We start from the raw sequence: 23,634 nt of genomic DNA, 5'->3' as shown, positions 1-23,634 counted from the left end.
TGGTCATTCGCCGCCGGCCTTGACCGAATCGGCATAAAAAACCTGCCTTGCATGCAGGCGTTCGCGGTAGCGCTGCTGGCTGGCGGCGAGGTGCGTGCGCATTGCCTCGCGCGCGGCTTCGGCGTCGCCCGAGGTGATCGCATTCAGGATCACCAGGTGCTCGCGCTGCAGTCCGCGCTGGTAGCTGTCGGACTGCACCAGTTCGGTCGACCAGGGCGAGGTCACGTCGCACGGAATGGCGCGCCGGCCGAGCACGTCGAGCATCTCGACATAGAACGGATTGTTGGTGGCGCTGGCGATGGCGCGGTGGAAGGCAAGGTCGGCCGGCCCGGTCGGCTCGCTGGCAAGCAGCAGCCTCTCGAACTCGAAGAAGGCTTCCTGGATCGCCGCCTCCTGCGCGGCGTTGCGGCGGGTCGCCGCGAGCCCGGCCGATTCGATCTCGATGGCGAGGCGCACTTCGAGCACGTTGAGGGCGATGGAATCCTTGGCTCCCATGTCGGCGGCCAGCGCCCCGAACATGGTCGAGATGTGCTCGGTGACGAAGACGCCGGCGCCCTGCCGCGGTTCGACAAGGCCGTCCGCGGCAAGCTTGGCCAGCGCCTCGCGGATGACGGTGCGGCTGACGCCGAAGGTTTCGGTTAGCTGGCCTTCGGTCGGCAGTTTGTGGCCGGGCAGGATTTCGCCCGCCTGCAACTGCTTGCGGATCGCCACGACGACGGTCTCCGACAGTTTCGGTTTTCTCTCGACCCTGAGGTCGGTTGCGGCAGCGGACACGTGGCAAAACTCCTGGTGGAAGGCCCCTTAGTGGAACAGGCCCCTTAGTGGAAAAGACTTGGCAGCCACAATGAGATTTCCGGAATGTAGGTGACAAGCATCAGCACGACGAAGGCCGCCCCGTAGAAGGGCCAGATCGAGCGCATCGCCGTCCAGATCGGGATGCGCCCGATGGCGCAACTGACGAACAGCACCGCGCCCACCGGCGGCGTGCAGAGCCCGATGCCGAGATTGAGGATCAGGATGACGCCGAAATGCACGGGGTCGACGCCATAGGCCATGACCACGGGAAGGAAGATCGGCGTGGTGATGATGATCAGCGGCGACATGTCCATGAACGTGCCGAGGATGAGCAGGACAATGTTGATCAACAGCAGGATGACCAGCTTGTTGTCGGACACGGACTGCAGGAAGGCGACCAGCGCCGCCGGCACCCTGAGATAGGCGAGCAGCCAGCCGAAGGCGGCGGCGCAGCCGATGATCATCAGCACCATCGCCGTGGTGCGTACCGCAGCGGTGGTGGCGGCGACAAAGTCGTTCCAGCTCATCGAACGGTAGATGATGAGCGTCACCAGGAAGGCATAGACGATGGCGATGCAGGAGCTTTCAGTGGCGGTGAATATGCCGGACCGGACGCCACCGAAGATGATGCCGATCAGGACCAGGCCGGGTATGGCGGCGACCAGCAATTGCAGCGCCCGGCCGAAGCCGGCGAAGGGCTCGGTCGGATAGCCCCGCCGGCTCGCGACCCAATAGGCCGTGATCATCAGCGACAGCGCAAGCAGCAGGCCGGGTATAACGCCGGCCGTGAACAGGTCGGCGATCGAGATACGGCCGCCGGCCGAAATCGAATAGATGATCATGTTGTGCGAAGGCGGGATCAAGAGCGCGATGATGGCCCCGACCGAGGTGATGTTGACGGCATAGTCGATGCCATAGCCGCGCGCTTTCATCTGCGGGATCATCAGCCCGCCGACCGCCGAAGCATCGGCCACCGCCGAACCGGAAATACCGCCAAACATGGTGGAGGCGGCGATGTTGACCTGGCCCAACCCGCCGCGCAGGTGGCCGACCAGCGAACCGGCCAGCGCCACCAGCCTGGCGGCGATGCCGCCGCGCACCATCAAATCGCCGGCGAAGATGAAGAACGGGATGGCCATCAGCGAGAACACGCTGACGCCGGAGTTGAGGCGCTGGAACACCACCAGCGGCGGCAGGCCGAGCACCAGCACCGTGGCGAAGCTGGCGACACCGAGGCAGAACGCGATCGGCGTGCCGATGACGAGCAGGAAGACGAAGGTGCCGAAGAGGACGGTCAGGGCCATTAGAGATCCTCCTCGCCCGTGGCGTACTGGTCGGCATCGACAGGCAGGCCGGCAAAGCGCCCGGCCAGCCGCTCCAGCGAAAACAGGCAGACAAGCGCTCCACCCAGGACGACCGGCAAGAAGCCGACACCACCGGGCAGCTCGAGCGACGGCATCACCGTGTTCCAGGTCAGCCTGGCAAGCTGGACGCCATAGACGATCATGCCGAAGCCGAAGGCGAGCACGACGACATCCGAAATGCTGCGCAGCACGGCCTTGGCCGAAGCCGGCAGGAAATAGAGCAGCACGTCGAAACCCAGATGCGTGCGCTCGCGAACACCCACCGCCGCACCGAGGAAGATGAACCAGCCCATCAGCAGCACCGAGAAGGATTCGGTCCAGCTTGGCGAGCTGTTCAGGAGATAGCGCGAGAAGACCTGCCAGAAGATGATCACAGTCATCAGGGTCAGTCCGGCGCCGCTGACCCACAGCGCAAACCGCGCCAGCTGCGCCAGCACCCGTTCCGTGCCCAGCCAGAATGCTTTCAAGCCACCCTCGCTCGACGGCGGCGCGGAAGCCCGCGCCACGTCCGGTCCGCCCGCTTCCATTATTTCGTCGCCTGGATGCGTGTGGCGAGGTCTTTCAAGGCCGGCGTCGATAGATATTTGTCATAGACCGGCTTCATCGCGTCGATCAGCGGCTGCTTGTCGATCTCGCTGACCTTGACGCCGGCTTTCTCGACGATGTCGCGCGACTTCTTTTCCTGCGCGTCCCACAGTTCGCGCATCTTGACGACACTGTCCTTGGCCGCTTGCCGCACGATCGCCTGGTCCTCCGGCGAGAGCTTGTCCCAGCTCGCTTTCGCCATGACCAGCACTTCCGGAACGATCTGGTGCTGGTCCATCGTATAATGCTTGGCGACCTCGTAGTGCTTGGCTGATTCGAAGCTTGGCCAGTTGTTCTCGGCGCCATCAATGACGCCGGTCTGCAAGGCCGAATAAACCTCGCCATAGGCCATCGGCGTGGCGTTGGCGCCCAACGCATTGACCATGTCGACGAAGACGTCGGACTGGATGACGCGGAACTTCATGCCCTTCATGTCGGTTATCGAGGCGATGTCCTTCTTGGTGTTGTAGAAGGAGCGTGCGCCGGAATCGTAGAAGGCCAGACCGATGAGGTCATGCGCTTCGAAGGCCTTCAGGATCTCGTCGCCGATCGGCCCGTCCATGACATGGCGCATCTGTTCGACCGAGCGAAACATGTAGGGCAGCGACGGCACCGCGGTCTCCGGCACGATGCCGTTGAACGGACCCATCGAGACACGGTTGAGATCTATGACGCCGGTCTGCGTCTGTTCGATCGTGTCCTTCTCCTCACCAAGCTGCGCCGAATGATAGACCTCGACCGAATAGCGGCCGTCGGTGCGCTGCTTGATCAGCTCGCCCATATATTTCACCGCCTCGACCGTCGGGTAGCCGTCCGGGTGCGTGTCGGCCGAGCGCAGCACGGTTTCGGCGTTGGCGATGCCGACCAGCAATGAGCCGAAGGCGAATGTGGCTGCCGTCAATTTCGAAAAATGCAACATGACTTCCTCCCTTGAAAATCGAAGCACCGGCTCAGAGCCGGTACGCCTTCTTGGCAAGCGTGTAGGCAAGCTCCCTGGCCAGCTCATGCGCCTCGTCCTCGCGCAGCCGGTGCTCGGCGACGAGGCGCGCCAGGAATGCGCAATCGACCCGCCGCGCCACATCGTGACGGGCAGGGATCGACGGAAAAGCGCGGGTGTCGTCGTTGAAGCCGACGGTGTTGTAGAAGCCGGCCGTCTCCGTCGTCATCTCGCGGAAGCGGCGCATGCCTTCCGGGCTGTCGTGGAACCACCAGGCCGGCCCGAGCTTCAGCGCCGGATAGACACCGGCCAGCGGCGCCAGCTCGCGCGCATAGCTGCTCTCGTCGAGCGTGAAGAGGATGACTGTCAGGTCGCGCTCCAGCCCGACGCAATCGAGCAGCGGCTTCAGCGCCGTCACATAATCGGTCCGGGTCGGGATATCGAAACCCTTGTCCCTGCCGAACTGCTGGAAGATGCCAGGTGAATGGTTGCGCCAGGAGCCGGGATGGATCTGCAGCACCAGCCCGTCATCCCGGCTCATCTTGGCCATTTCGGTCAGCATCTGGGCACGGAACAATTTTCGCTCGCGCTCATCATCCGAGCCGTGTCGGATGCGGTTGAACAGCTCCTGCGACGCCGCGCCGGAGAGATTGGCGGTCTCCGCTGTCGGGTGGCCGTGGTCGGATGAAGTCGCGCCAAAGCTCTTGAAGAAGGCGCGCCGCTGGCGATGCGCATCGAGATAGCCGGCCCATGTTCCGGTGTCGCAGCCGGTGATCTCGCCGAGCCGGTCCAGATTGGCCGAAAATCCCTCGAAGTCCGGATCGACCACGGCATCCGGCCGATAGGCGGTGATGACGCGGCCCTCCCAGCCACTGTCGCGGATCATCTGGTGCCATTTGAGATCGTCGAGCGCGCCTTCGGTCGTCGCGATCACCTCGATGTTGAAGCGCTCGAACAGCGCGCGCGGGCGGAAGTTCTCCCACTGCAGCACCGTCGCGATCGTATCGTAGTGGCGGTCGGCGGTTGCGGCCGTCAGCGGTTCGTCGATAGCGAACAGATGCGCCAGCACATGGTCGAACCACAGCCGCGTCGGCGTTCCGCGAAACAGGTAATAGTGCTCGGCAAAGCGCCGCCAGATCGTCCTGCCATCCGTCTCGACCGGCGCACCGTCCAGGGTCGCCACGCCGAGATCCTCCAGTCGCACGCCCTGGCTGAACAGCATGCGGAAGATGTAGTGGTCGGGCACGATGAGCAGCTGCGCCGGATCCGGGAACGGCTCGTTCAGCGCATACCAGCGCGGATCGGTGTGACCATGCGGGCTGACGATCGGCAGGTCCTTGATTCCGGCATGCAGATCACGAGCGATCGAGCGCGGATGCGCCTCGGCGGGAAACAGCAAATCCGCATTGGTCAGTGCCACCGTGATCCTCCCAGAGCGGCTATCGGTAGGATCGGCAAGAAATAATGTCAACATACAAAAAATGGATTGTTGTATGATGACTTTCGTATGCGCCTGCGCCATTGTGCGGCAGGAAGGCGGATGTTACGCCGCTGACCGATACCTATCCAGCCGACACGAAGAGCCATGACAAACAGACGCCTCTCCAACGACACGGTTCAGGCACTGCCGGCCGCGGTCACTGTGCCCGCCTATGACCGCGGCCACATCAGCCCGGGCATTGTGCATCTTGGCGTCGGCGCCTTCCACCGTGCCCACCAGGCCGCCTATGTCGACGACTGCCTGACGGCCGGCGAGACGGACTGGGGCATCATCGGTGTCTCCTTGCGCAGTCCCGATACGCGCGACGCGCTGGCGCCGCAGGACGGACTCTACACGCTGGCGATCCGCAGCAGTGGCGAGGAGGAACTCCGCGTCATCGGCTCCATCGGCTCGATGCTGGTGGCGCCGGAAGATCCGGGCGCGGTGCTGGCCGCGCTGATCGATCCGCGCACGCGCATGGTCACGCTGACCATTACCGAAAAGGCCTATCTCAGGGCAGCGGGCGGCGGACTGGACAGCGTCCATCCCGACATCGTTCATGATCTGGCAAATCCGCTGATACCGAAGACGGCGCATGGTTTTCTGGCCGAGGCGCTAGACCGGCGGCGCATCGCCGGCACCCCGCCCTTCACCGTGCTCTGTTGCGACAACCTGCCGGCCAACGGCGCCACGCTGCACCGGCTGCTGACCGAATTCGCAAAATTGCGCGATGCCAAGCTCGGCGCGACGGGCGATGCCAGCCTCTTCAGCCACATCGCCGACCAGGTCGCGTTTCCCTCCAGCATGGTCGACCGCATCGTGCCGGCGACCACCGATGCCGACCGGACCCGGATCGCCGGTGAACTCGGTATACAGGATGCCTGGCCTGTTATGACCGAACCCTTCCGCCAGTGGGTGATCGAAGACAATTTCCCGACGGGCCGCCCGGCCTGGGAAAAATTCGGCGTCACCATGGTCAGGGATGTCGCCCCCTACGAGGACATGAAGCTGCGGCTGCTCAACGGTGCGCATTCGGGCATCGCCTATCTCGGCCTGCTCAGCGGCCACGCAACCGTCGACCGCGCCTTTGCCGATCCGGCGATAAGACAGTTCGTCGACGCGCTGTGGGAAGAGGCCATTCCAACATTGCCCAGGGATGCCGGGCTCGACACATCAGCCTACACGGCCGAACTTGCCGAGCGTTTCTCCAACACAGCGCTCGCCCACCGCACGGCGCAAATCGCCAATGACGGCAGCCAGAAACTACCGCAGCGCATCATCGCTTCGGCCGTCGAATGCCTCCGTGCGGGCGCATTGCCCAAGCACTTGACGCTGGTGATCGCCGCCTGGATCGCGGCGTGCGAGGCGCGCGGCAAGACCTTGCCCGAAAGCCATTTCACTGATCCGCTCGACGCGCCGATAACGGCGATCGGCGACAGACGCCTGTCTGCCGCAGAAACCACCACAGCGGTTTTTGATCTGGCCGGCTATGCCGATGGCGAGACAGGGCGCGAAAGATTGATGGATCTCACAGCTGGCCATCTCGAACAGTTGCGCCGTGGCGGGCCAGCAGCTGCCTTTGCAGGCTTGGCGTCTGAATAAAAAAGCGAGGCAAGGCCCCGCTTTTCATCAAGTCATCTGAAGCGAATTTCACGCCGGCAGGATAGCGCCTTCCAGCGTGGTGAGCTGGCTGAGGAACTGTTCCGCCTTGCTGCGCGCCTGGTCGTCCTTGGCGTCGGCGGCGTCCTCTTTAGCTTCCTGGATGCGGCGCGCGAGATCGGCGCGGTCGACATCTTTCACCGCGACAGCCGATTCCGCCAGCAGCGTGCAGCCGGCCGCAACGATGTCGGCAAAACCGCCGAACACGACATAGCGCTCTTCGCCGCCAGACGCGTTTTTCACCGTGACGACGCCCGGCTTGATCGTGGTCATGACCGGCGCGTGATGCGCCATCACCGTCATCTCGCCTTCGGCGCCCGGAATGACGACGGATTCGACCTCGGCGGAAACCAGCAGGCGTTCCGGAGAAACCAGTTCGAACTTGAAAGCTTCAGCCATGATTACTTAGCGAGTAGGGAATAGTGAGTAGCGAGTAGAGAAGAAACTCGCTCGGCCCACCTTGCCCTATTCGCTACTCCCTATTCGCTATTCGCTATTCGCTTCTTACGCTGCTTCAGCCGCGAGGCGCTGTGCCTTCTCGACCGCTTCCTCGATGCCGCCGACCATGTAGAAGGCGGCTTCCGGCAGATGATCGTAGTCGCCGTTGCAGAGGCCCTTGAAGCCCTTGATGGTGTCGGCGAGATCGACCAGCTTGCCCGGCGCGCCGGTGAACACTTCGGCGACGAAGAACGGCTGCGACAGGAAGCGCTCGATCTTGCGGGCGCGGGCCACCGTCTGCTTGTCCTCTTCCGACAGCTCGTCCATGCCCAGGATGGCGATGATGTCCTGCAGCGACTTGTAGCGCTGGAGGATCGACTGCACCTGGCGGGCGACGCCATAATGCTCTTCGCCGACAACCATCGGGTCGAGCATGCGCGAGGTCGAATCCAGCGGATCGACCGCCGGATAGATGCCCTTTTCGGCGATGGCGCGGTTCAGCGTCGTCGTCGCATCAAGGTGGGCGAACGAGGTCGCCGGTGCTGGGTCGGTCAAGTCGTCGGCGGGCACGTAGATGGCCTGCACCGAGGTGATCGAACCCTTGGTGGTGGTGGTGATGCGTTCCTGCAGGGCGCCCATGTCGGTGGCGAGCGTCGGCTGATAGCCCACGGCCGAAGGAATACGGCCGAGCAGAGCCGACACTTCCGAACCCGCCTGGGTGAAGCGGAAGATGTTGTCGACGAAGAACAGCACGTCCTGGCCCTGGTCGCGGAAATATTCCGCCACCGTCAGGCCGGTCAGGCCGACACGGGCGCGCGCGCCCGGCGGCTCGTTCATCTGGCCGTAGACGAGCGCGGCCTTGGAGCCTTCGCCGCCGCCCTTCTTGTTGACGCCGGATTCGATGAACTCGTGATAGAGATCATTGCCCTCGCGGGTGCGCTCGCCGACGCCGGCGAACACCGAATAGCCGCCATGCGCCTTGGCGATGTTGTTGATCAGTTCCTGGATCAGCACGGTCTTGCCGACGCCGGCGCCGCCGAACAGGCCGATCTTGCCGCCCTTGGCGTAAGGCGCCAAGAGGTCGAGCACCTTGATGCCGGTGATCAGGATCTGGGCCTCCGTCGACTGCTCGACATAGGTCGGAGCCGGTTGGTGGATGGAGCGCATCTCGATCCCGTCGACCGGGCCCGCTTCGTCGACCGGCTCGCCGATGACGTTGATGATGCGGCCGAGCATGCCCGGGCCGACCGGCACGGTGATGGGAGCGCCGGTGTCGCGCACTTCCTGGCCGCGCACCAGACCTTCGGTGGAGTCCATGGCGATGCAGCGCACGGTGTTTTCACCCAGATGCTGGGCAACTTCGAGCACGAGGCGGTTGCCGACATTGGTGGTTTCGAGCGCGTTCAGGATCGCCGGCAGGTGATCGCCGAACTGCACGTCGACGACGGCGCCGATGACCTGGCGGACCTTGCCGACAGCGCCCGTTGCCTTGGTTGCCACCGCCGACGCCTTTGCCGCCGCGGCCTTGGCGGGCGCTGCCGCCGTCTTGGCCGGAGCCGCCTTTGCGGCCGCTGCCGGAGCCTTGGCCGCCTTCGCGGGGGCCGCGGTCTTCGCGGCGGCTGCCTTGGGGGTTGCCTTCTGCGGGGTCGCTGCTTTCGCCATCGTCTTTACCCTTTTCGTCCTTTGTTTCTCACGCGGTCCGGTCGTGGGCCGATGGCCCCCCGACCGCGCCTAGAGCGCCTCGGCGCCCGAAATGATTTCGATCAGTTCCTTGGTGATCTGCGCCTGCCGCTGGCGGTTATAGGTGATCGACAGCTTGTTGATCATATCGCCGGCGTTGCGCGTCGCATTGTCCATGGCGCTCATCTTGGCACCCATTTCGCCGGCCGCGTTTTCGAGCAGCGCGCGGAAGATCTGCACCGCGATGTTGCGCGGGATGAGGTCGGAGAGGATCTCGCCCGGCTCCGGCTCATATTCATAGACGGCATTGCCGCCCTCCATCGCCTCGGCTGGAGTCGAAGCCACACCGGCCGGGATGATCTGCTGCGCGGTCGGGATCTGGCTGATCACCGACTTGAACTGCGAATAGAACAGCGTGCAGACGTCGAAGGCGCCTTCGTCGAAGAGGTGGATGACCTTTTTGGCGATGGCATCGGCATTGACGAAGCCGAGCGTCTTGACCTCGCGCAGGTCGATGCGCTCGAGGATCATCGAGGCATAGTCGCGGCGCAGGATATCGAAACCCTTCTTGCCGACGCAGATGATCTTGACCTGCTTGCCGTCGGCCAGCAGCCTGCGGATATGGTCGCGGGCGTGACGGGCGATCTGCGAGTTGAAGCCGCCGCACAGGCCGCGCTCGGCGGTGCAGACGACCAGCAGATGCACGTCGTCCTTGCCGGTGCCGGTCATCAGCGCCGGGGCATCGCCGCCGCCGCCGATCGCCTGGGTGATGTTGGCCAGCACGGAACCCATGCGCTCCGAATAGGGGCGCGCCGCTTCCGCGGCCTCTTGAGCACGGCGCAGCTTCGCCGCGGCGACCATCTGCATCGCCTTGGTGATCTTCTGCGTCGCCTTGACCGAGGCGATACGGTTACGAAGGTCTTTTAATGAAGGCATGCTTCAAACCTGATCCCGTCTTGTCTCATCCGGACTGGCGCTTCGCTCAGGCGAAGGTCTTGGCGAAAGCGTCGATCTCGGCCTTCAGCTTGGCGCGCAGATCGTCCGACAGCGCCTTTTCCTTGCGGATGGCGTCGAGAACGTCCTTGCCGGCCGAGCGCATGTGGCTGAGCAGGCCATGCTCGAACTTGCCGACCTGGTTGACCGGCAGCTTGTCGAGATAGCCGTTGACGCCGGCGAAGATCACTGCGACCTGCTCTTCCGTCTTCAGCGGCGAGAACTGCGGCTGCTTCAGGAGTTCGGTCAGGCGCGATCCGCGGTTCAGCAGGCGCTGCGTGGCAGCGTCGAGATCCGAGCCGAACTGCGCGAAGGCCGCCATTTCGCGGTACTGCGCGAGCTCGCCCTTGATCGAACCGGCAACCTGCTTCATCGCCTTGACCTGCGCCGAGGAGCCGACGCGTGACACCGACAGGCCGACGTTGACGGCCGGGCGGATGCCCTGGAAGAACAGGTTGGTTTCGAGGAAGATCTGGCCGTCGGTGATCGAAATCACGTTGGTCGGGATGTAGGCCGACACGTCGTTGGCCTGCGTTTCGATGACCGGCAGGGCGGTCAGCGAGCCGTTGCCCAGATCGTCATTGAGCTTGGCGGCGCGCTCGAGCAGGCGCGAGTGCAGGTAGAAGACGTCGCCCGGATAGGCTTCGCGGCCCGGCGGGCGGCGCAAGAGCAGCGACATCTGGCGATAGGCGACGGCCTGCTTCGACAGATCGTCGTAGCTGATCAGCGCATGCATGCCGTTGTCGCGGAAATATTCGCCCATGGTGCAGCCGGCGAACGGCGCCAGGAACTGCATCGGCGCCGGATCGGAAGCGGTGGCGGCGACAATGATCGAATATTCGAGCGCGCCGCGCTCTTCCAGCACCTTGACGAACTGCGCGACGGTCGAGCGCTTCTGGCCGACGGCGACGTAGACGCAGTAGAGCTTTTCCTTCTCCGGGCCGTTGTCGTGCACCGACTTCTGGTTGAGCATCGTGTCGAGGATGATGGCGGTCTTGCCGGTCTGACGGTCGCCGATGACGAGCTCGCGCTGGCCGCGGCCGACCGGGATCAGCGCGTCGATGGCCTTGAGGCCGGTCGACATCGGCTCGTGCACCGACTTGCGCGGAATGATGCCGGGCGCCTTGACGTCGACGCGCTTGCGTTCGACTGCCTTGATCGGACCCTTGCCGTCGATCGGGTTGCCGAGCGCGTCGACGACGCGGCCGAGCAGGCCCGGACCGACCGGAACGTCGACGATGGCGCCGGTCCGCTTGACGGTGTCGCCTTCCTTGATGTCGCGGTCGGCGCCGAAGATGACGACGCCGACATTGTCGGCTTCGAGGTTCAGCGCCATGCCGCGGATGCCGCCGGGGAATTCGACCATCTCGCCGGCCTGGACGTTGTCGAGGCCATAGACGCGGGCGATACCGTCACCGACGGACAGCACCTGTCCGACTTCGGAGACCTCGGCCTCCTTGCCGAAATTCTTGATCTGGTCTTTCAGAATTGCGGAAATTTCCGCGGCGCGGATGTCCATCAGCCGACCTCTTTCAGTGCAAGCTTGAGCGAATTGAGTTTGGTTTTGAGCGACGTATCGATCTGGCGCGAGCCCATCTTGACCACCAGCCCGCCGAGCAGCGACGGATCGACGGTGACGGAGATGGCCACGTCCTTGCCGGCAACGCTTTTCAGCGCCGCCTTGAGTTCGGTCTGCTGGGCCGCCGTCAGCTCATGAGCCGACGTCACCTCGGCAGCGGTCTCGCCACGGTGCTCGGCGGCGATCTGGCGGAACGCCTTGATCATGCCGGGCACGGCGAACAGCCGGCGGTTGCGGGCGACGACGCGCAGGAAGTTGCCGGTCAGCCCAGTGATGCCGGCCTTGTCGGCGATCGCCGCGATGGCCTTGGCCTGGTCCTCGCTGGAAAACACCGGGCTGTTGATCAGCCGGGTGAGGTCGGCGCTGCCCGCGAGCATGGCCTCGAAACTGCTGAGGTCGGCCTCGACCTTGGCCACGGAATTTGCCTGCAGGGCGAGTTCGAACAGCGAACCCGCATAGCGTTCTGCGACACCTGAGATTGGCGATGACGATTGAGCCACGGACCGTCTTTTCTCTTGTCTGACAGGCCGCAGATTGTTGGCGCGAGCAAAAACTCTGGCTAAATCTTTGACCTTACTGCATTTTTCCAAGCACGGAGACGCGGCTTCCGCTATCCCCGGCCGAAAGTCGATTGCCGTCTAGCACAGGCATTTTAAGACCGCAATGCGTCGTTCCGCATGGTTTTCAGGCACTATTGTCGCATCCGGCGAAAGACTCGGGTCCTGCGCGCCGGAATACCCTTGGATTCAGGGCACAAAGCCGAAGGCAAAGGCGAGCGGCAACGCCGCCAAGGCCAATTCCACCACAATGGAAGCCCAATTGAAAGGTGTGTTTGCGCCGTCCGACATCATTGACAGCAGCCGGCCGAAGGCGGTGAACAGCCAGGAGAAGCCGAGCGCCATGTAGACCAGCGGCTGCGCCAGGAGGATGCAGCACAGGCCGACGCCGAGATAGAAGCCCGACATCCGGCCGCGCGCTTCGGCAATCGCCGCCGCTTTCTCCGGCCTGGCCTGCAGGCGCAGGATGCGGAAGGCGAGCCCAGGCGCCAGGAAGAACACCAGCCCGAGCAGCACGGTGACGGCGGCGCTCGACCATGCCAGCCATTCGCCTTGGCTCGCCGGCCATGGAAACGCAAAATCCATCTTGTCCCTCGAAATGCCTGTTTTGAAATTGCGGGCATTCTAGCGGAGGAAAAACGCCGCGCCAGATGGCTGCCGGCACTTTCAAAGCGATGCGAGGAAAAGTCTGAAACAGTTTTCCCCGGGAAAAGCGCGCTTTCCCTTGGGAATTGCGTCAGGACAGGAGGCACATCAACCGAGCGCGAATTCCACTGCCGCCTCGGCATGGATGCGCGTCGTGTCGAAGACCGGAATGTCGAAATCGCGCTGTCCGATCAGCATGGTGATCTCGGTGCAGCCCATGATGATACTGTCGGCATCCTCTTCGCGGCGCAGGCGTTCGGCCTCGGCGATGTAGGCTGTCTTCGAGGCCTCGGTGACGATGCCCTGGCACAGTTCCTCATAGATGACGCGGTGCATCATGTCGCGCCCCGCGGCATCGGGCACCACTGGTGAAAGGCCATGTTTGTCGGCGAGCCGGCCCTTGTAGAAATCCTGCTCCATGGTGAAGCGCGTCGCCAGCAGCGCCGGGCGCTGCATGCCGGCGCGCTTGATCGCCACCGCCGTGGCGTCGGCGATGTGGATCAACGGGATCGACACCGCGCCCTGCACCTGGTCGGCCAGCTTGTGCATGGTGTTGGTGCACAGAAGCAGCCCGTCCGCGCCGCCTGCCTCGAGCCTGCGCGCAGCCTCGACGAGAAGCATGCCCGCACCTTCCCAGTCGCCATGATGCTGCCGCTCGGCGATCTCGGCAAAGTCGAACGACCAGAGCAGCAGTTTCGCCGAATGCAGCCCGCCCAGCCGCTCGCGCACGATCTCGTTGAGCAGGCGATAGTAGATGGCGGTCGATTCCCAACTCATGCCGCCCAGAAGGCCGAGGGTTTTCATGTGATCTTCCGTTTCTCGCTGGAGGCAGCCTATCGCTAAAAACGCGGCCTTACAAAAAGCTCTGCGGATCGATGTCGACCTGCACCCTCACCGAGCCACGCTGCTTCGGCCCGTTGGCCAGCATGGCCCGGATGAAGCCTTGCATGTCGGCGCGCCGTTCGCCCTGGATCAGCAGGCGGAAGCGATGGCGGCCGCCGAGCAGGGACAATGGCGCCTCGGCTGGCCCGAGCACGAACAGATCATTGGCCTCTGGCGCGGCGCGGCGCAGGCCGCGCGCGTGGCCCTCGGCTTCCGCTCGTGTCACAGCGCTGACGATGACGCCGGCCAGCCGGCCGAAGGGCGGCAAGGCCGCCCGCTCACGCTCGGCGATCTCGCGCTCGTAAAACGCCTCGGCATCACCAGAAACGATCGCCCGCATCACCGGGTGCTCAGGCTGGAAGGTCTGCAGCAGGCCGAGGCTCTTCTTGCCGGTGCGGCCGGCGCGGCCGGTCACCTGGCTGAGCAGCTGGAACGTGCGTTCGGCGGCGCGCGGATCGCCATTGGCAAGGCCGAGATCGGCATCGACGACGCCGACCAGCGTCATATTGGGAAAGTTGTGCCCCTTGGCGACAAGCTGCGTGCCGATGACGATGTCGGCCTCGCCATCGACGATCGCCTCTAGCTCCAATCGCAGCCGGCGCACGCCGCCCATCAGGTCGGACGACAAAACGATGGTGCGCGCGTCGGGGAAATGCGTGACCACCTCCTCGGCGATGCGCTCGACGCCTGGTCCGCAGGCGACCAGATGATCGAGCGTGCCACATTCCGGGCAAGCTTCGGGGCGGCGCTCATTGTGACCGCAATGGTGGCAGACCAACTGGCCGCGAAACCGGTGCTCGACCAGCCAGGCCGAACAGACCGGACAGCCGAAACGGTGGCCGCAGACGCGGCACAGCGTCAGCGGCGCATAGCCGCGCCGGTTGAGGAACAGGAGCGATTGTTCCTTCCTCTCCAGCGTCCGGCGCATATGGTCGAGCAGCACCGGCGAAAGGAACCCGCCACGCGCCGGCGGCGCCCGGCGCATATCGATCGCCTTGAGATGGGGGAGAGCCGCTTCTGCGAAGCGAGCGGAGAGAACAGCCCTGTTGTATCGACCTTGCTGGGCATTGACGCGGCTTTCGACCGATGGCGTCGCCGAGGCCAGCACCACCGGAAAACTGCCAATATGGCCGCGCACCACCGCCATGTCGCGCGCATTGTAGAAGACGCGGTCTTCCTGCTTGTAGGCGGGGTCGTGCTCTTCGTCGACGACGATCAGGCCAAGCTCCTTGAACGGCAGGAACAGCGCCGAGCGCGCGCCGGCGACCACGCGCACGCCGCCTTCCGCCACTTGCCGCCAGACCCGTTCGCGCATCCTTGGCGGCAGGTCGGAATGCCATTCGCCCGGCTTGGCGCCGAAGCGGCGCTGGAAGCGTTCGAGGAAAGCGTGGGTCAGCGCGATTTCCGGCAGCAGGATCAACACCTGCTTGCCCTGGTCGAGCGCGGCCGCCACCGCTTCGAAATAAACCTCCGTCTTGCCCGAACCGGTGACGCCGTCGAGCAGCGCGACATTGAACGCACCGGCCGCGACATTGGCGCGCAGCATCTGCGCCGCATCATTCTGGTCCGCCATCAATTCGGGCACGGCATAGCTTGGGTCGGGCGCGGCCACCACCGGACGCGGCGGGATCATCACCGTCTCGAACACGCCTTGCGCCTTGAGCCCCTCGATCACCGTCGACGACACGCCGGCAGCGTGGGCAAGGCCTGATCGCGTCCAGGCAAGTCCGCCCTCGGCCGTTTCCAGCACACGCGTCCGCGCATCCGTCATCCGGTCGGGCATAACGGGCGTCCGCAGCAGCCCCTCGATCCAGGGTTCCGGGTCAAAGGCCTCCGGCGCACGGAGCAGCATGCGCGCCACCATGCCCGGCGCCGACAGCGTGTACTGTGCCACCCAGTCGACGAAACGGCGCATGGCGCGGTCGATCGGCGGGCAGTCGAAGACCTGTTCGATCGGGCGCAGTTTTTTCGCGTCGACCGTCTCGACCGCGCCATCCCAGACGATGCCGGCGACCTGGCGCGGCCCGAGCGGCACGCGTACGATCGAGCCCGGCACCACGCGCATGCCGGCTGGCACGGCATAGGTGTAGGGGCGTTCGGCAGGCATCGGCACCAGCACCGGTGCGGCTGCGACAAAGGGCGAATCTTCAATCATGAGGCGTGACCTTGCCCTGACTTTGGTCTAGATCAAAGGCCGACCCCGAATGTGCATGGCATGCACATGAAAATCTTCAGGAGACCCGCCATGAAATTTTTTGTCGATACCGCCGACATCAAGGATATCCGTGAGCTGAACGATCTGGGGCTGCTCGACGGCGTCACCACCAATCCGTCTCTCATTCTCAAATCGGGAGGCAAGATCTCCGAGGTCACCAAGCAGATCTGCGATATCGTAGAAGGCCCGGTTTCGGCCGAAGTGGTGGCCACCGAATACAAGAACATGATGGCGGAGGCCGAAGTGCTGGCCAAGATCGCGCCCAATGTCTGCATCAAGGTGCCGTTGACGCTCGATGGGCTGAAGGCCTGCAAGACGATCCGCACCCAGATGAACCGCATGGTCAACGTCACCCTGTGCTTCTCGGCCAACCAGGCGCTGCTCGCCGCCAAGGCCGGCGCATCCTTCATCTCGCCCTTCGTCGGCCGGATCGACGACACCGGCTCGGACGGCATGGAGCTGATCCAGGAGATCCGCCAGATCTACGACAATTACGATTACCAGACCGAGATCCTGACCGCTTCGGTGCGCACGGTGAATCACGTCAAGCAGGCGGCCCTGATCGGCGCCGATGTCATTACCGCGCCGCCGGCGACGCTGAAGGCGCTGGTCAACCATCCGCTGACCGACAAGGGCCTCGCCGCCTTCCTCGCCGACTGGGCCAAGACCGGCCAGAAGATCAGCTGAGCGATCCGATATCCGATACGAAAAAAGGCCGGGCAACCGCCCTTTTTTATCGACGTCTCGTGGACCTGCCGATCAATCCGCGCTGTCGTCGTCAGGTGCGGTTGCCGGCGGGCGCCGGCCCATGATGATCTCGCGCTTGCCGACATGGTTGGGCGCGCCGACCAGCCCTTCCTTTTCCATGCGCTCGACCAGGGAAGCGGCACGATTGTAGCCGATGCCGAGGCGGCGCTGGATGTAGGACGTCGAACACTTCTTGTCGCGCAACACCACTTTGACCGCCTCGTCATAGCTGGAATCGCCTTCTTCGGCCGCAACCGATCCCTTATCGAAGACCGCGCCCTGATCGTCTTCGACCTCTTCCTCATCCTCGTCGGCCGTCACGGTTTCCAGATATTCGGGGCGGCCCTGCGCCTTCAGATGCGCCACGACATGCTCGACCTCCGCATCGGAAACAAAGGGGCCGTGCACGCGCGAAATGCGCCCTCCACCCATCATGTGCAGCATGTCGCCCTGGCCAAGCAGCTGTTCGGCGCCCTGCTCGCCCAGGATGGTGCGGCTGTCGATCTTGGAGGTGACCTGGAAGGAGATGCGTGTCGGGAAGTTGGCCTTGATCGTGCCGGTGATGACATCGACCGACGGGCGCTGCGTCGCCATGATCAGGTGGATGCCGGCAGCGCGCGCCATCTGCGCCAGGCGCTGGATGGCGCCCTCGATCTCCTTGCCGGCGACCATCATCAGGTCGGCCATCTCGTCGACGATGACGACGATGTAGGGCATCGGCGCGAGATCGATTTGCTGCTGCTCGAACAGCGGCTCGCCGGTGCCTTTTTCGAAGCCGGCCTGCACCGTCATGACGACCGCCTCGCCCTTGTCGCGGGCAGTGGCGGCGCGCTCGTTGTAGCCGTCTATGTTGCGCACGCCGAGCCGCGCCATCTTGCGATAGCGGTCCTCCATCTCGCGCACCGCCCATTTGAGCGCGGTGACCGCCTTCTTGGGGTCCGTGACGACAGGGGTCAGAAGATGCGGGATACCGTCATAGACGGAGAGTTCGAGCATCTTGGGATCGACCATGATCAGCCGGCACTCTTCCGGCTTCAGCCGGTAGAGCAGCGACAGTATCATGGTGTTGATGGCGACCGACTTGCCGGAGCCGGTGGTGCCGGCAACGAGCAGATGCGGCATCTTCGCCAGTTCGGCGATGACCGGCTCGCCGCCGATCGTCTTGCCGAGACAAAGCGCCAGCTTGCAGCTGGTCTTGCGAAAACCCTGCGATTCGATCAGTTCGCGGAAATAGACGGTCTCGCGCGTCTCGTTCGGAAGCTCGATGCCGATGACGTTGCGGCCTGGCACGACGGCGACGCGCGCCGAAACCGCCGACATGGAACGGGCAATATCGTCGGCGAGACCGATGACGCGGGAGGATTTGACGCCCGGCGCCGGCTCGAATTCATAGAGTGTCACGACCGGACCCGGGCGAACGTGGATGATCTCGCCGCGCACGCCGAAATCCTCGAGCACGCTTTCCAGAAGGTCGGCATTCTGCTCGAGCCGCTCCTGCGACATGTAGAAGCCCTGCCCTTCCGGCGGCTGCTGCAGCAGCTCTTCCGAGGGAAGTTCGTATCCCTCGCCTGTCGTGGACGGCACAATCTTGCCGACCACGGGCAGCGGCGAAGATACGCGCATGGTTGGAGCCCGCACGGTCTTCTCCTGCGCGACCTGCGCCGCAACGGCGGGAATTGCCCGGGCCTCCTGCGGTGCGCTCGTCACCGACTGAACCGCGGCTTCGTTCGAGTTGGCCGGACGGACATCCGGCGACGCCGATGCAGCTTGCAGGCCTGGAAGGCATTCGATGACGCGGAACGCGGATGTGGGATCGGCATCGGACGCGGAGCGGACGTCAACCCGTCTGGCGGCAACCGGGACGGCTGCCCGGGGAGTTGGGACGGCCCGCGGCGGCGATGACGGCCGTTCGACCATGTAGGGCGCCATGACCTCGAAGAAGACATGATCCGACAGATAGGGCCACTGCACAGTTTCGCGGCGCGGTGTTTTTGCCGGCGCTGCCGTTGCCTGGGCAGCCGCTGGCGGTGCGGATGCACGTGCCGCAGTCGTCCTCGGACCTGCCGGCGCAACAGTGCGCCCCTTTTCGCCAGCATGCCGCGGCGGAACGGGTACCGCGCCCGAAGCCGCAGCGGGCTGTGCAGCTGCCTGCCGCGTTGGCGCCAGTGGCTCACTGTGCTGGTCGCGCGGCGAACGGCGCGGATTGGCTTCATAGTCTGGCGTGCGCGTAAACCGCACATTCGGCGCCAGGAAGAAATAGTCCTGCCAGGCGGGGCTTTCGTTGCCGCCGAGATCAACAAACGGCGGGGAATTGCCGGCCCTGGCTGCACCGGTCTGCTGGCCATCGGCCTTGTCGCTCATGCCGTTGAAACGCTCTGTCCCGGGATCATCGGGCGAAGCTGCCTTCAATGAATTGACCCGAGGAAAACGCCTGGATTCCATGCTCAAGACTCACTGTGAAACGTCTCATGAGCAATAGGGAGCGAGTGGTTAACAGTTGCTTCCCGTCGGCGCCGCTGGAGCGGCCGAAGCGTAACTTTTGCAGCGATGGCGGACGGGCAGGATTCGACGGCTGATCGCCATCCCACGATCCTCCGCTCGCCCCATCCGTCGGATTAAAAAATCAGCTGAAGGTCGGGCGCCTTGCCGCCGCGACGTGGCCCGAGCATCAGGCTTGAGACGGCGGTTCCGTGAAGCGAATACTGGCGCTAGCCAGCTGTCTTGCCGTGTCGGGCCAGGTCCTGGGCGATGGACAATTGCAGGGCTTCGGCCAGTTCGCGCGCGGCTCGGTTTTCGGCGTCGATCTGCGCCCGGTAGGACGCAAATTCCTGGCGCGGCCTGTCGAAGGACGAGGTGATCGCCCGTTTGCCGACCGCGATCACGGCGCCGGTTTTCGCATCGGTCAGCGTGTAGCCTGCGGTCAGCGTCACCGAACCGGCAGTCGGCTCGTCCTCATCGGTTCCGACCTGTACGAGTGCCGAGGATTCAACGGCTTCGGTCACGCCGAGGTCGAGCGAATAGAGCGGCGAGGCCGGTTCGCCGGCGCCGCGCCCAAATCCGAAGATCAGATTGTCGCGCACCTGCTGGGCGTAACGCGTTCTGACTGGCTTGACGGCGATCGACGCCAGTTCGGCATTGGCGGTTGAGCCGGTCGACAACGGCGCGTTGGAATAGAGAGGCCGAACCTGGCAGGCAGAGACCAGCGCGAGCGAGCCGAGAAGACCGGCAAGCGCGATGCGGCGCAGCAGACGGCTTAGCTCTGTCTTTTCCAGATCAGGCAACGACATTGACGATCCTCTGCGGCACGATGATCACCTTGCGCGGAGCCTTCCCTTCAAGTGCTTTCTGCACGAAGTCGAGAGCCAATACCGCTTTTTCGACCGCACCTTGGTCCGCGTCGCGGGCAATTGTCAAATCCCCTCGCTTCTTGCCGTTGACCTGCACCGGATAGGTGACTTCGTTGTCGACGACCAGCGCCGGATCGAAGACCGGCCACGGCCGTTCGGCAACCAATTCGGCACCGCCAAGCGCCTCCCAGCACTCCTCGGCCAGATGCGGCATGACGGGCGCGATCAGATGCACCAGGATCTCCACCGCCTGGCGGCAGGCGCCCTGCAGTGCCGGATCGGCCTCGCCTTCCGCAACCTCGTTGAGCGGCGCCGTCAGCACATTGGCCAGTTCATAGATGCGGGCGATGGCGCGGTTGAAGGCGAGCTTCTCGATGTCCTCGCCGACCGCCTTCAGGATCTTGTGCGTGGCCTTCGAGACCACGCCCGCCTCACCGGCGTCGGCCGCCGCGGGCTTTACTCCTGCCAGCGTCTCGGCCGCGGTCGATACCAGCCGCCAGATGCGCTGCATGAAGCGGTGTGCGCCGGCGGCGCCTTCGTCGGTCCATTCGACGTCGCGCTCGGGCGGCGAATCCGACAGCATGAACCAGCGCGCCGTGTCGGCGCCGTAGCCGTCGGTGATGTCTTCCGGGCTCACCGTGTTCTTCTTCGACTTCGACATCTTTTCCAGCGGGCCGATCGTCGCGTCCTCGCCGGTGGCGATCTCGATGGCGCGACGCTTGCCGTCGACGTCCTCCAGCCGCACCTCGGTGGGCGCCAGCCAGCGGCCATGCGATGCGGAACCCACACGATAGGTTTCGTGCACCACCATGCCTTGCGTGAACAGGCCCTTGAACGGCTCGGCCAGATCGACATGGCCGGTCTCGCGCATGGCACGGGTGAAGAAGCGCGAATAGAGCAGGTGCAGGATCGCGTGCTCGATGCCACCAATATACTGGTCGACAGCCAGCCATTCATTGGCTGCCCTCGGATCGGTCGGCTCATGCGCCCAGGGCGCGGTGAAGCGGGCGAAATACCAGGACGAATCGACGAACGTGTCCATCGTGTCGGTTTCGCGCCGCGCGTCCCCACCGCATTGCGGGCAGTTCACGTGGCGCCAGGTCGGATGCCGGTCGAGCGGATTGCCTGGCCGGTCGAAATCGACGTCGTCGGGCAGCTTGACCGGCAGGTCGGCCTTCGGCACCGGCACCACGCCACAATGCTCGCAATGGATCATCGGGATCGGGCAGCCCCAGTAGCGCTGGCGCGAAATGCCCCAGTCACGCAGGCGGAAATTCACCTTGCGCTCGGCCATCGGCCGGTTGCCGATCGTCTTCTGCTCCAAGAGCTTCGCCACCTCGTCGAAAGCCTGGTCCGGCTTCATCCCGTCGAGGAAGCGCGAATTGATCATCGCGCCGTCATCGCCATAGGCCACGTCGATAACCTGGAACGTCGCCGGGTTCTCACCCTCCGGCATCACCACCGGCACCACCGGCAGGCTGTATTTGTTGGCAAAGTCGAGGTCGCGCTGATCGTGCGCCGGGCAGCCGAAGATTGCGCCGGTGCCGTATTCCATCAGCACGAAATTGGCCACGTAGACTGGCAGGGTCCAGCTGTCGTCGAACGGATGAACGACGCGGATGCCGGTGTCGAAACCCTTCTTCTCGGCCGTCTCCAGCGCCGCCACCGAAGTCCCCATATGGCGGACTTCTTCGATGAACTTCGCCAGCGCCGGATTGGTCTCGGCGGCCTTCCTGGCCAGCGGATGATCGGCGGCGATCGCCATGAAGGAAGCGCCGAAAATGGTGTCGGGCCGCGTCGTGTAGACTTCCAGCTCATGCTCGCCGGCAATGTCCGAGGCCAGCGGCCAGCGGATCAGCAGGCCTTCCGAACGGCCGATCCAGTTCTGCTGCATCAGCTTCACTTTTTCGGGCCACTCGTCGAGGCCGTCGAGCGAGTCCAGCAGGTCCTGCGCGTAATCGGTGATCTTGAAGAACCATTGCGTCAGTTCGCGCTGTTCGACCAGCGCGCCCGAGCGCCAGCCGCGCCCGTCGATGACCTGCTCGTTGGCGAGCACGGTCATGTCCTCCGGATCCCAGTTGACCTTGGAGGATTTGCGCGTCACCAGCCCCTTCTCGACGAAATCGAGGAACAGCATCTGCTGGCGGTGGTAGTAGTCGACGTCGCAGGTGGCGAATTCGCGCGCCCAGTCCAGCGACAGGCCCATGACCTTAAGCTGCTCGCGCATGGTGGCGATGTTCTGGTAGGTCCATTCCTTGGGATGGACCTTGTTCTGCATCGCCGCGTTTTCGGCCGGCATGCCGAAGGCGTCCCAGCCCATCGGATGCAGCACGTTGAAGCCCTTGGCCCGCTTGTAGCGCGCCACCACGTCGCCCATCGTGTAATTGCGGGTGTGGCCGATATGGATGCGCCCCGACGGATAGGGGAACATCTCCAGCACGTAGTATTTCGGGCGCGGATCGTCATTGTGCGCTTCGAAAAGCTTCTTGGCGGCCCAGGCCTTCTGCCATTTGGGCTCTGACGCGCGCGGATTGTATCGTTCGGTTGCCATGGGACGTTTTTCACTTAAAAGCAGGCGCGAACCGCGGGCGACTGGCTCGGCGGTTCATTTGATGTGGTCCGGGTGTTCACCATGGTTTGGCAAACCCGTCAACCATATGGGCATCGCGGCGGCTAAAAACGCGGGTCAAAACAGCGGGATTTGCATATGGGTGACACCGTTCATCAGTTTTTCGCGGTCAAGGCGAAGATCGCCGCCGCTGAGCAGGAAGCTCGCCGCGAGGCCGGCGCGGTGACCCTGGTGGCCGTCTCCAAGACTTTCGACGCCGCCGAGATAAGGCCGGTCATCGAGGCCGGCCAGCGCGTCTTCGGCGAGAACCGCGTCCAGGAAGCGCAAGGCAAATGGCCTGATCTGAAGCAGGCATTTGCGGACATCGAACTGCACCTGATCGGCCCGCTGCAGTCGAACAAGGCGAAAGAGGCGGTGGCGCTGTTCGACGTCATCGAGACGGTCGACCGCGAGAAGATCGCCGCCGAACTGGCCAAGGAGATCGCCAGGCAGGGCCGCGCGCCAAAACTCTATGTCCAGGTCAACACCGGCTCCGAGCCACAGAAGGCCGGCATCAAGCCGCGCGAGGCGGTGGCCTTCGTCGCCCGCTGCCGTGACGTGCACGGCCTCGCCATCGAAGGCCTGATGTGCATCCCCCCGGCCGACGAGAACCCCGGTCCGCATTTCGCTTTGCTGGAAAAACTGGCGCGTGAGGCCGGAGTCGAAAAGCTGTCGATGGGCATGTCCGGCGATTATGAGACGGCGATCGCCTTCGGTGCCACCAGTGTTCGGATCGGTTCGGCGATTTTTGGCAGCCGGTAATGTCCTATCTGCTTCGCCGGGTTCCTGTAGCTCCCTAGTTTTTCGGGTATCATGTTCAGGTGTCTCGAGCACATCTGGCGGAGTTAGCGAGGAGCAATCTTCTTGAACTGGCACCTTCGGGACGCGAAGAACAATCTATCGAAGCTGGTGCGACAGGCGCGCGAACGGGGACCACAAACCATCACCTCGCGTGGGAAGCCGATTGCCGTCGTACTGACTCCGGAAGACTATGAACGACTGGTCAGCGCGAAACCTTCGGTTGCGGAGTATCTCCTTTTCGGTCCCGGGTGGGATGATGACTTCGCCGAGGAGGTCAATCGCCGCTCAGAGACGATCATCCGAACCGTGGATCTTTGATACA

General features: G+C 64.0%; 20 protein-coding genes. 4 read left to right on the top strand and 16 right to left on the bottom strand.

What is annotated here, in order from left to right; genetic code table 11:
- Positions 1-3: 3 nt before the first annotated feature.
- From JT360_RS27105 to uxaC, 5 genes are read right to left on the bottom strand one after another with little or no spacing between them, the layout of a single operon-like run.
- Entirely contained in the window at positions 4-774 is a 771-nt protein-coding gene (locus tag JT360_RS27105) for a FadR/GntR family transcriptional regulator (protein WP_214475533.1), read from the bottom strand.
- Positions 775-818: 44 nt separating this feature from the next.
- Positions 819-2,099 (bottom strand): TRAP transporter large permease, encoded by a 1,281-nt coding sequence (locus JT360_RS27100; protein ID WP_214475531.1) that lies wholly within the window; start codon positions 2,097-2,099, stop codon positions 819-821.
- Positions 2,099-2,686: a TRAP transporter small permease gene (locus tag JT360_RS27095; protein ID WP_214475528.1), complete on the bottom strand. Its 588-nt coding sequence runs from the start codon at positions 2,684-2,686 to the stop codon at positions 2,099-2,101. Before JT360_RS27095 ends, JT360_RS27100 begins: the two co-directional genes overlap by 1 nt.
- On the bottom strand, positions 2,686-3,663 hold the full coding sequence (locus JT360_RS27090; RefSeq protein WP_214475526.1) for a TRAP transporter substrate-binding protein: 978 nt from the start codon (positions 3,661-3,663) through the stop codon (positions 2,686-2,688). The genes JT360_RS27095 and JT360_RS27090 overlap by 1 nt, the downstream gene beginning before the upstream one ends.
- 31 nt (positions 3,664-3,694) lie before the next feature.
- Complete coding sequence (gene uxaC / locus JT360_RS27085) at positions 3,695-5,155, bottom strand: glucuronate isomerase (protein ID WP_214475525.1); 1,461 nt, start codon at positions 5,153-5,155, stop codon at positions 3,695-3,697.
- A gap of 111 nt (positions 5,156-5,266) precedes the next feature.
- Here uxaC and JT360_RS27080 point away from each other — a divergent pair, with 111 nt between their 5' ends.
- Positions 5,267-6,763 (top strand): mannitol dehydrogenase family protein, encoded by a 1,497-nt coding sequence (locus JT360_RS27080; RefSeq protein WP_214475524.1) that lies wholly within the window; start codon positions 5,267-5,269, stop codon positions 6,761-6,763.
- A gap of 48 nt (positions 6,764-6,811) precedes the next feature.
- On the opposite strand, the gene JT360_RS27075 is transcribed toward JT360_RS27080, so the two are convergent.
- From JT360_RS27075 to JT360_RS27040, 8 genes are all read right to left on the bottom strand, one after another.
- The gene (locus JT360_RS27075) at positions 6,812-7,219 is read right to left on the bottom strand and encodes a F0F1 ATP synthase subunit epsilon (RefSeq protein ID WP_214475522.1); all 408 of its coding nucleotides are present in this window, start codon (positions 7,217-7,219) and stop codon (positions 6,812-6,814) included.
- A gap of 105 nt (positions 7,220-7,324) precedes the next feature.
- A complete protein-coding gene (gene atpD, locus JT360_RS27070) occupies positions 7,325-8,920 on the bottom strand; it encodes a F0F1 ATP synthase subunit beta (protein ID WP_214475521.1) in 1,596 nt (531 codons plus the stop codon).
- 69 nt (positions 8,921-8,989) lie between these two features.
- Complete coding sequence (locus JT360_RS27065) at positions 8,990-9,874, bottom strand: F0F1 ATP synthase subunit gamma (RefSeq protein ID WP_214475519.1); 885 nt, start codon at positions 9,872-9,874, stop codon at positions 8,990-8,992.
- 46 nt (positions 9,875-9,920) lie between these two features.
- Positions 9,921-11,450, bottom strand: a complete 1,530-nt coding sequence (atpA, locus tag JT360_RS27060; protein WP_214475517.1) for a F0F1 ATP synthase subunit alpha — start codon at positions 11,448-11,450, stop codon at positions 9,921-9,923.
- Positions 11,450-12,010, bottom strand: a complete 561-nt coding sequence (locus JT360_RS27055; RefSeq protein ID WP_214475516.1) for a F0F1 ATP synthase subunit delta — start codon at positions 12,008-12,010, stop codon at positions 11,450-11,452. Before JT360_RS27055 ends, atpA begins: the two co-directional genes overlap by 1 nt.
- A gap of 246 nt (positions 12,011-12,256) precedes the next feature.
- Positions 12,257-12,652 (bottom strand): AGROH133_08824 family phage infection protein, encoded by a 396-nt coding sequence (locus JT360_RS27050; RefSeq protein ID WP_214475514.1) that lies wholly within the window; start codon positions 12,650-12,652, stop codon positions 12,257-12,259.
- A gap of 168 nt (positions 12,653-12,820) precedes the next feature.
- Entirely contained in the window at positions 12,821-13,516 is a 696-nt protein-coding gene (locus JT360_RS27045) for an aspartate/glutamate racemase family protein (protein WP_214475512.1), read from the bottom strand.
- 49 nt (positions 13,517-13,565) lie between these two features.
- Complete coding sequence (locus JT360_RS27040; protein ID WP_214475510.1) at positions 13,566-15,749, bottom strand: primosomal protein N'; 2,184 nt, start codon at positions 15,747-15,749, stop codon at positions 13,566-13,568.
- A 90-nt stretch (positions 15,750-15,839) separates the two neighbouring features.
- On the opposite strand from JT360_RS27040, the gene fsa reads away from it, so the two are divergent.
- The gene (fsa, locus tag JT360_RS27035) at positions 15,840-16,496 is read left to right on the top strand and encodes a fructose-6-phosphate aldolase (RefSeq protein WP_214475508.1); all 657 of its coding nucleotides are present in this window, start codon (positions 15,840-15,842) and stop codon (positions 16,494-16,496) included.
- A 72-nt stretch (positions 16,497-16,568) separates the two neighbouring features.
- Here the strand turns inward: fsa and JT360_RS27030 are convergent, their stop codons facing one another.
- The 3 genes from JT360_RS27030 to leuS form a co-directional block, all read right to left on the bottom strand.
- Positions 16,569-18,998, bottom strand: coding sequence for a DNA translocase FtsK (locus tag JT360_RS27030; protein WP_214475506.1), 2,430 nt, complete (start codon positions 18,996-18,998; stop codon positions 16,569-16,571).
- Positions 18,999-19,264: 266 nt separating this feature from the next.
- Complete coding sequence (locus JT360_RS27025) at positions 19,265-19,843, bottom strand: LPS assembly lipoprotein LptE (RefSeq protein ID WP_214475504.1); 579 nt, start codon at positions 19,841-19,843, stop codon at positions 19,265-19,267.
- The gene (gene leuS, locus JT360_RS27020) at positions 19,830-22,454 is read right to left on the bottom strand and encodes a leucine--tRNA ligase (RefSeq protein ID WP_214475502.1); all 2,625 of its coding nucleotides are present in this window, start codon (positions 22,452-22,454) and stop codon (positions 19,830-19,832) included. Before leuS ends, JT360_RS27025 begins: the two co-directional genes overlap by 14 nt.
- Positions 22,455-22,610: 156 nt before the next feature.
- Between leuS and JT360_RS27015 the strand changes: the two genes are divergently transcribed.
- Positions 22,611-23,273, top strand: a complete 663-nt coding sequence (locus JT360_RS27015; protein ID WP_214475500.1) for a YggS family pyridoxal phosphate-dependent enzyme — start codon at positions 22,611-22,613, stop codon at positions 23,271-23,273.
- A gap of 102 nt (positions 23,274-23,375) precedes the next feature.
- Positions 23,376-23,630: a type II toxin-antitoxin system Phd/YefM family antitoxin gene (locus tag JT360_RS27010; RefSeq protein ID WP_214475498.1), complete on the top strand. Its 255-nt coding sequence runs from the start codon at positions 23,376-23,378 to the stop codon at positions 23,628-23,630.
- Positions 23,631-23,634: the final 4 nt, after the last annotated feature.

This window comes from Mesorhizobium sp. dw_380 (genome assembly GCF_018588885.1).
Lineage (GTDB): Bacteria > Pseudomonadota > Alphaproteobacteria > Rhizobiales > Rhizobiaceae > Mesorhizobium.
The sequence above is the reverse complement of the archived record's forward strand: the minus strand, read 5'-3'. Positions and strand labels throughout refer to the sequence as shown.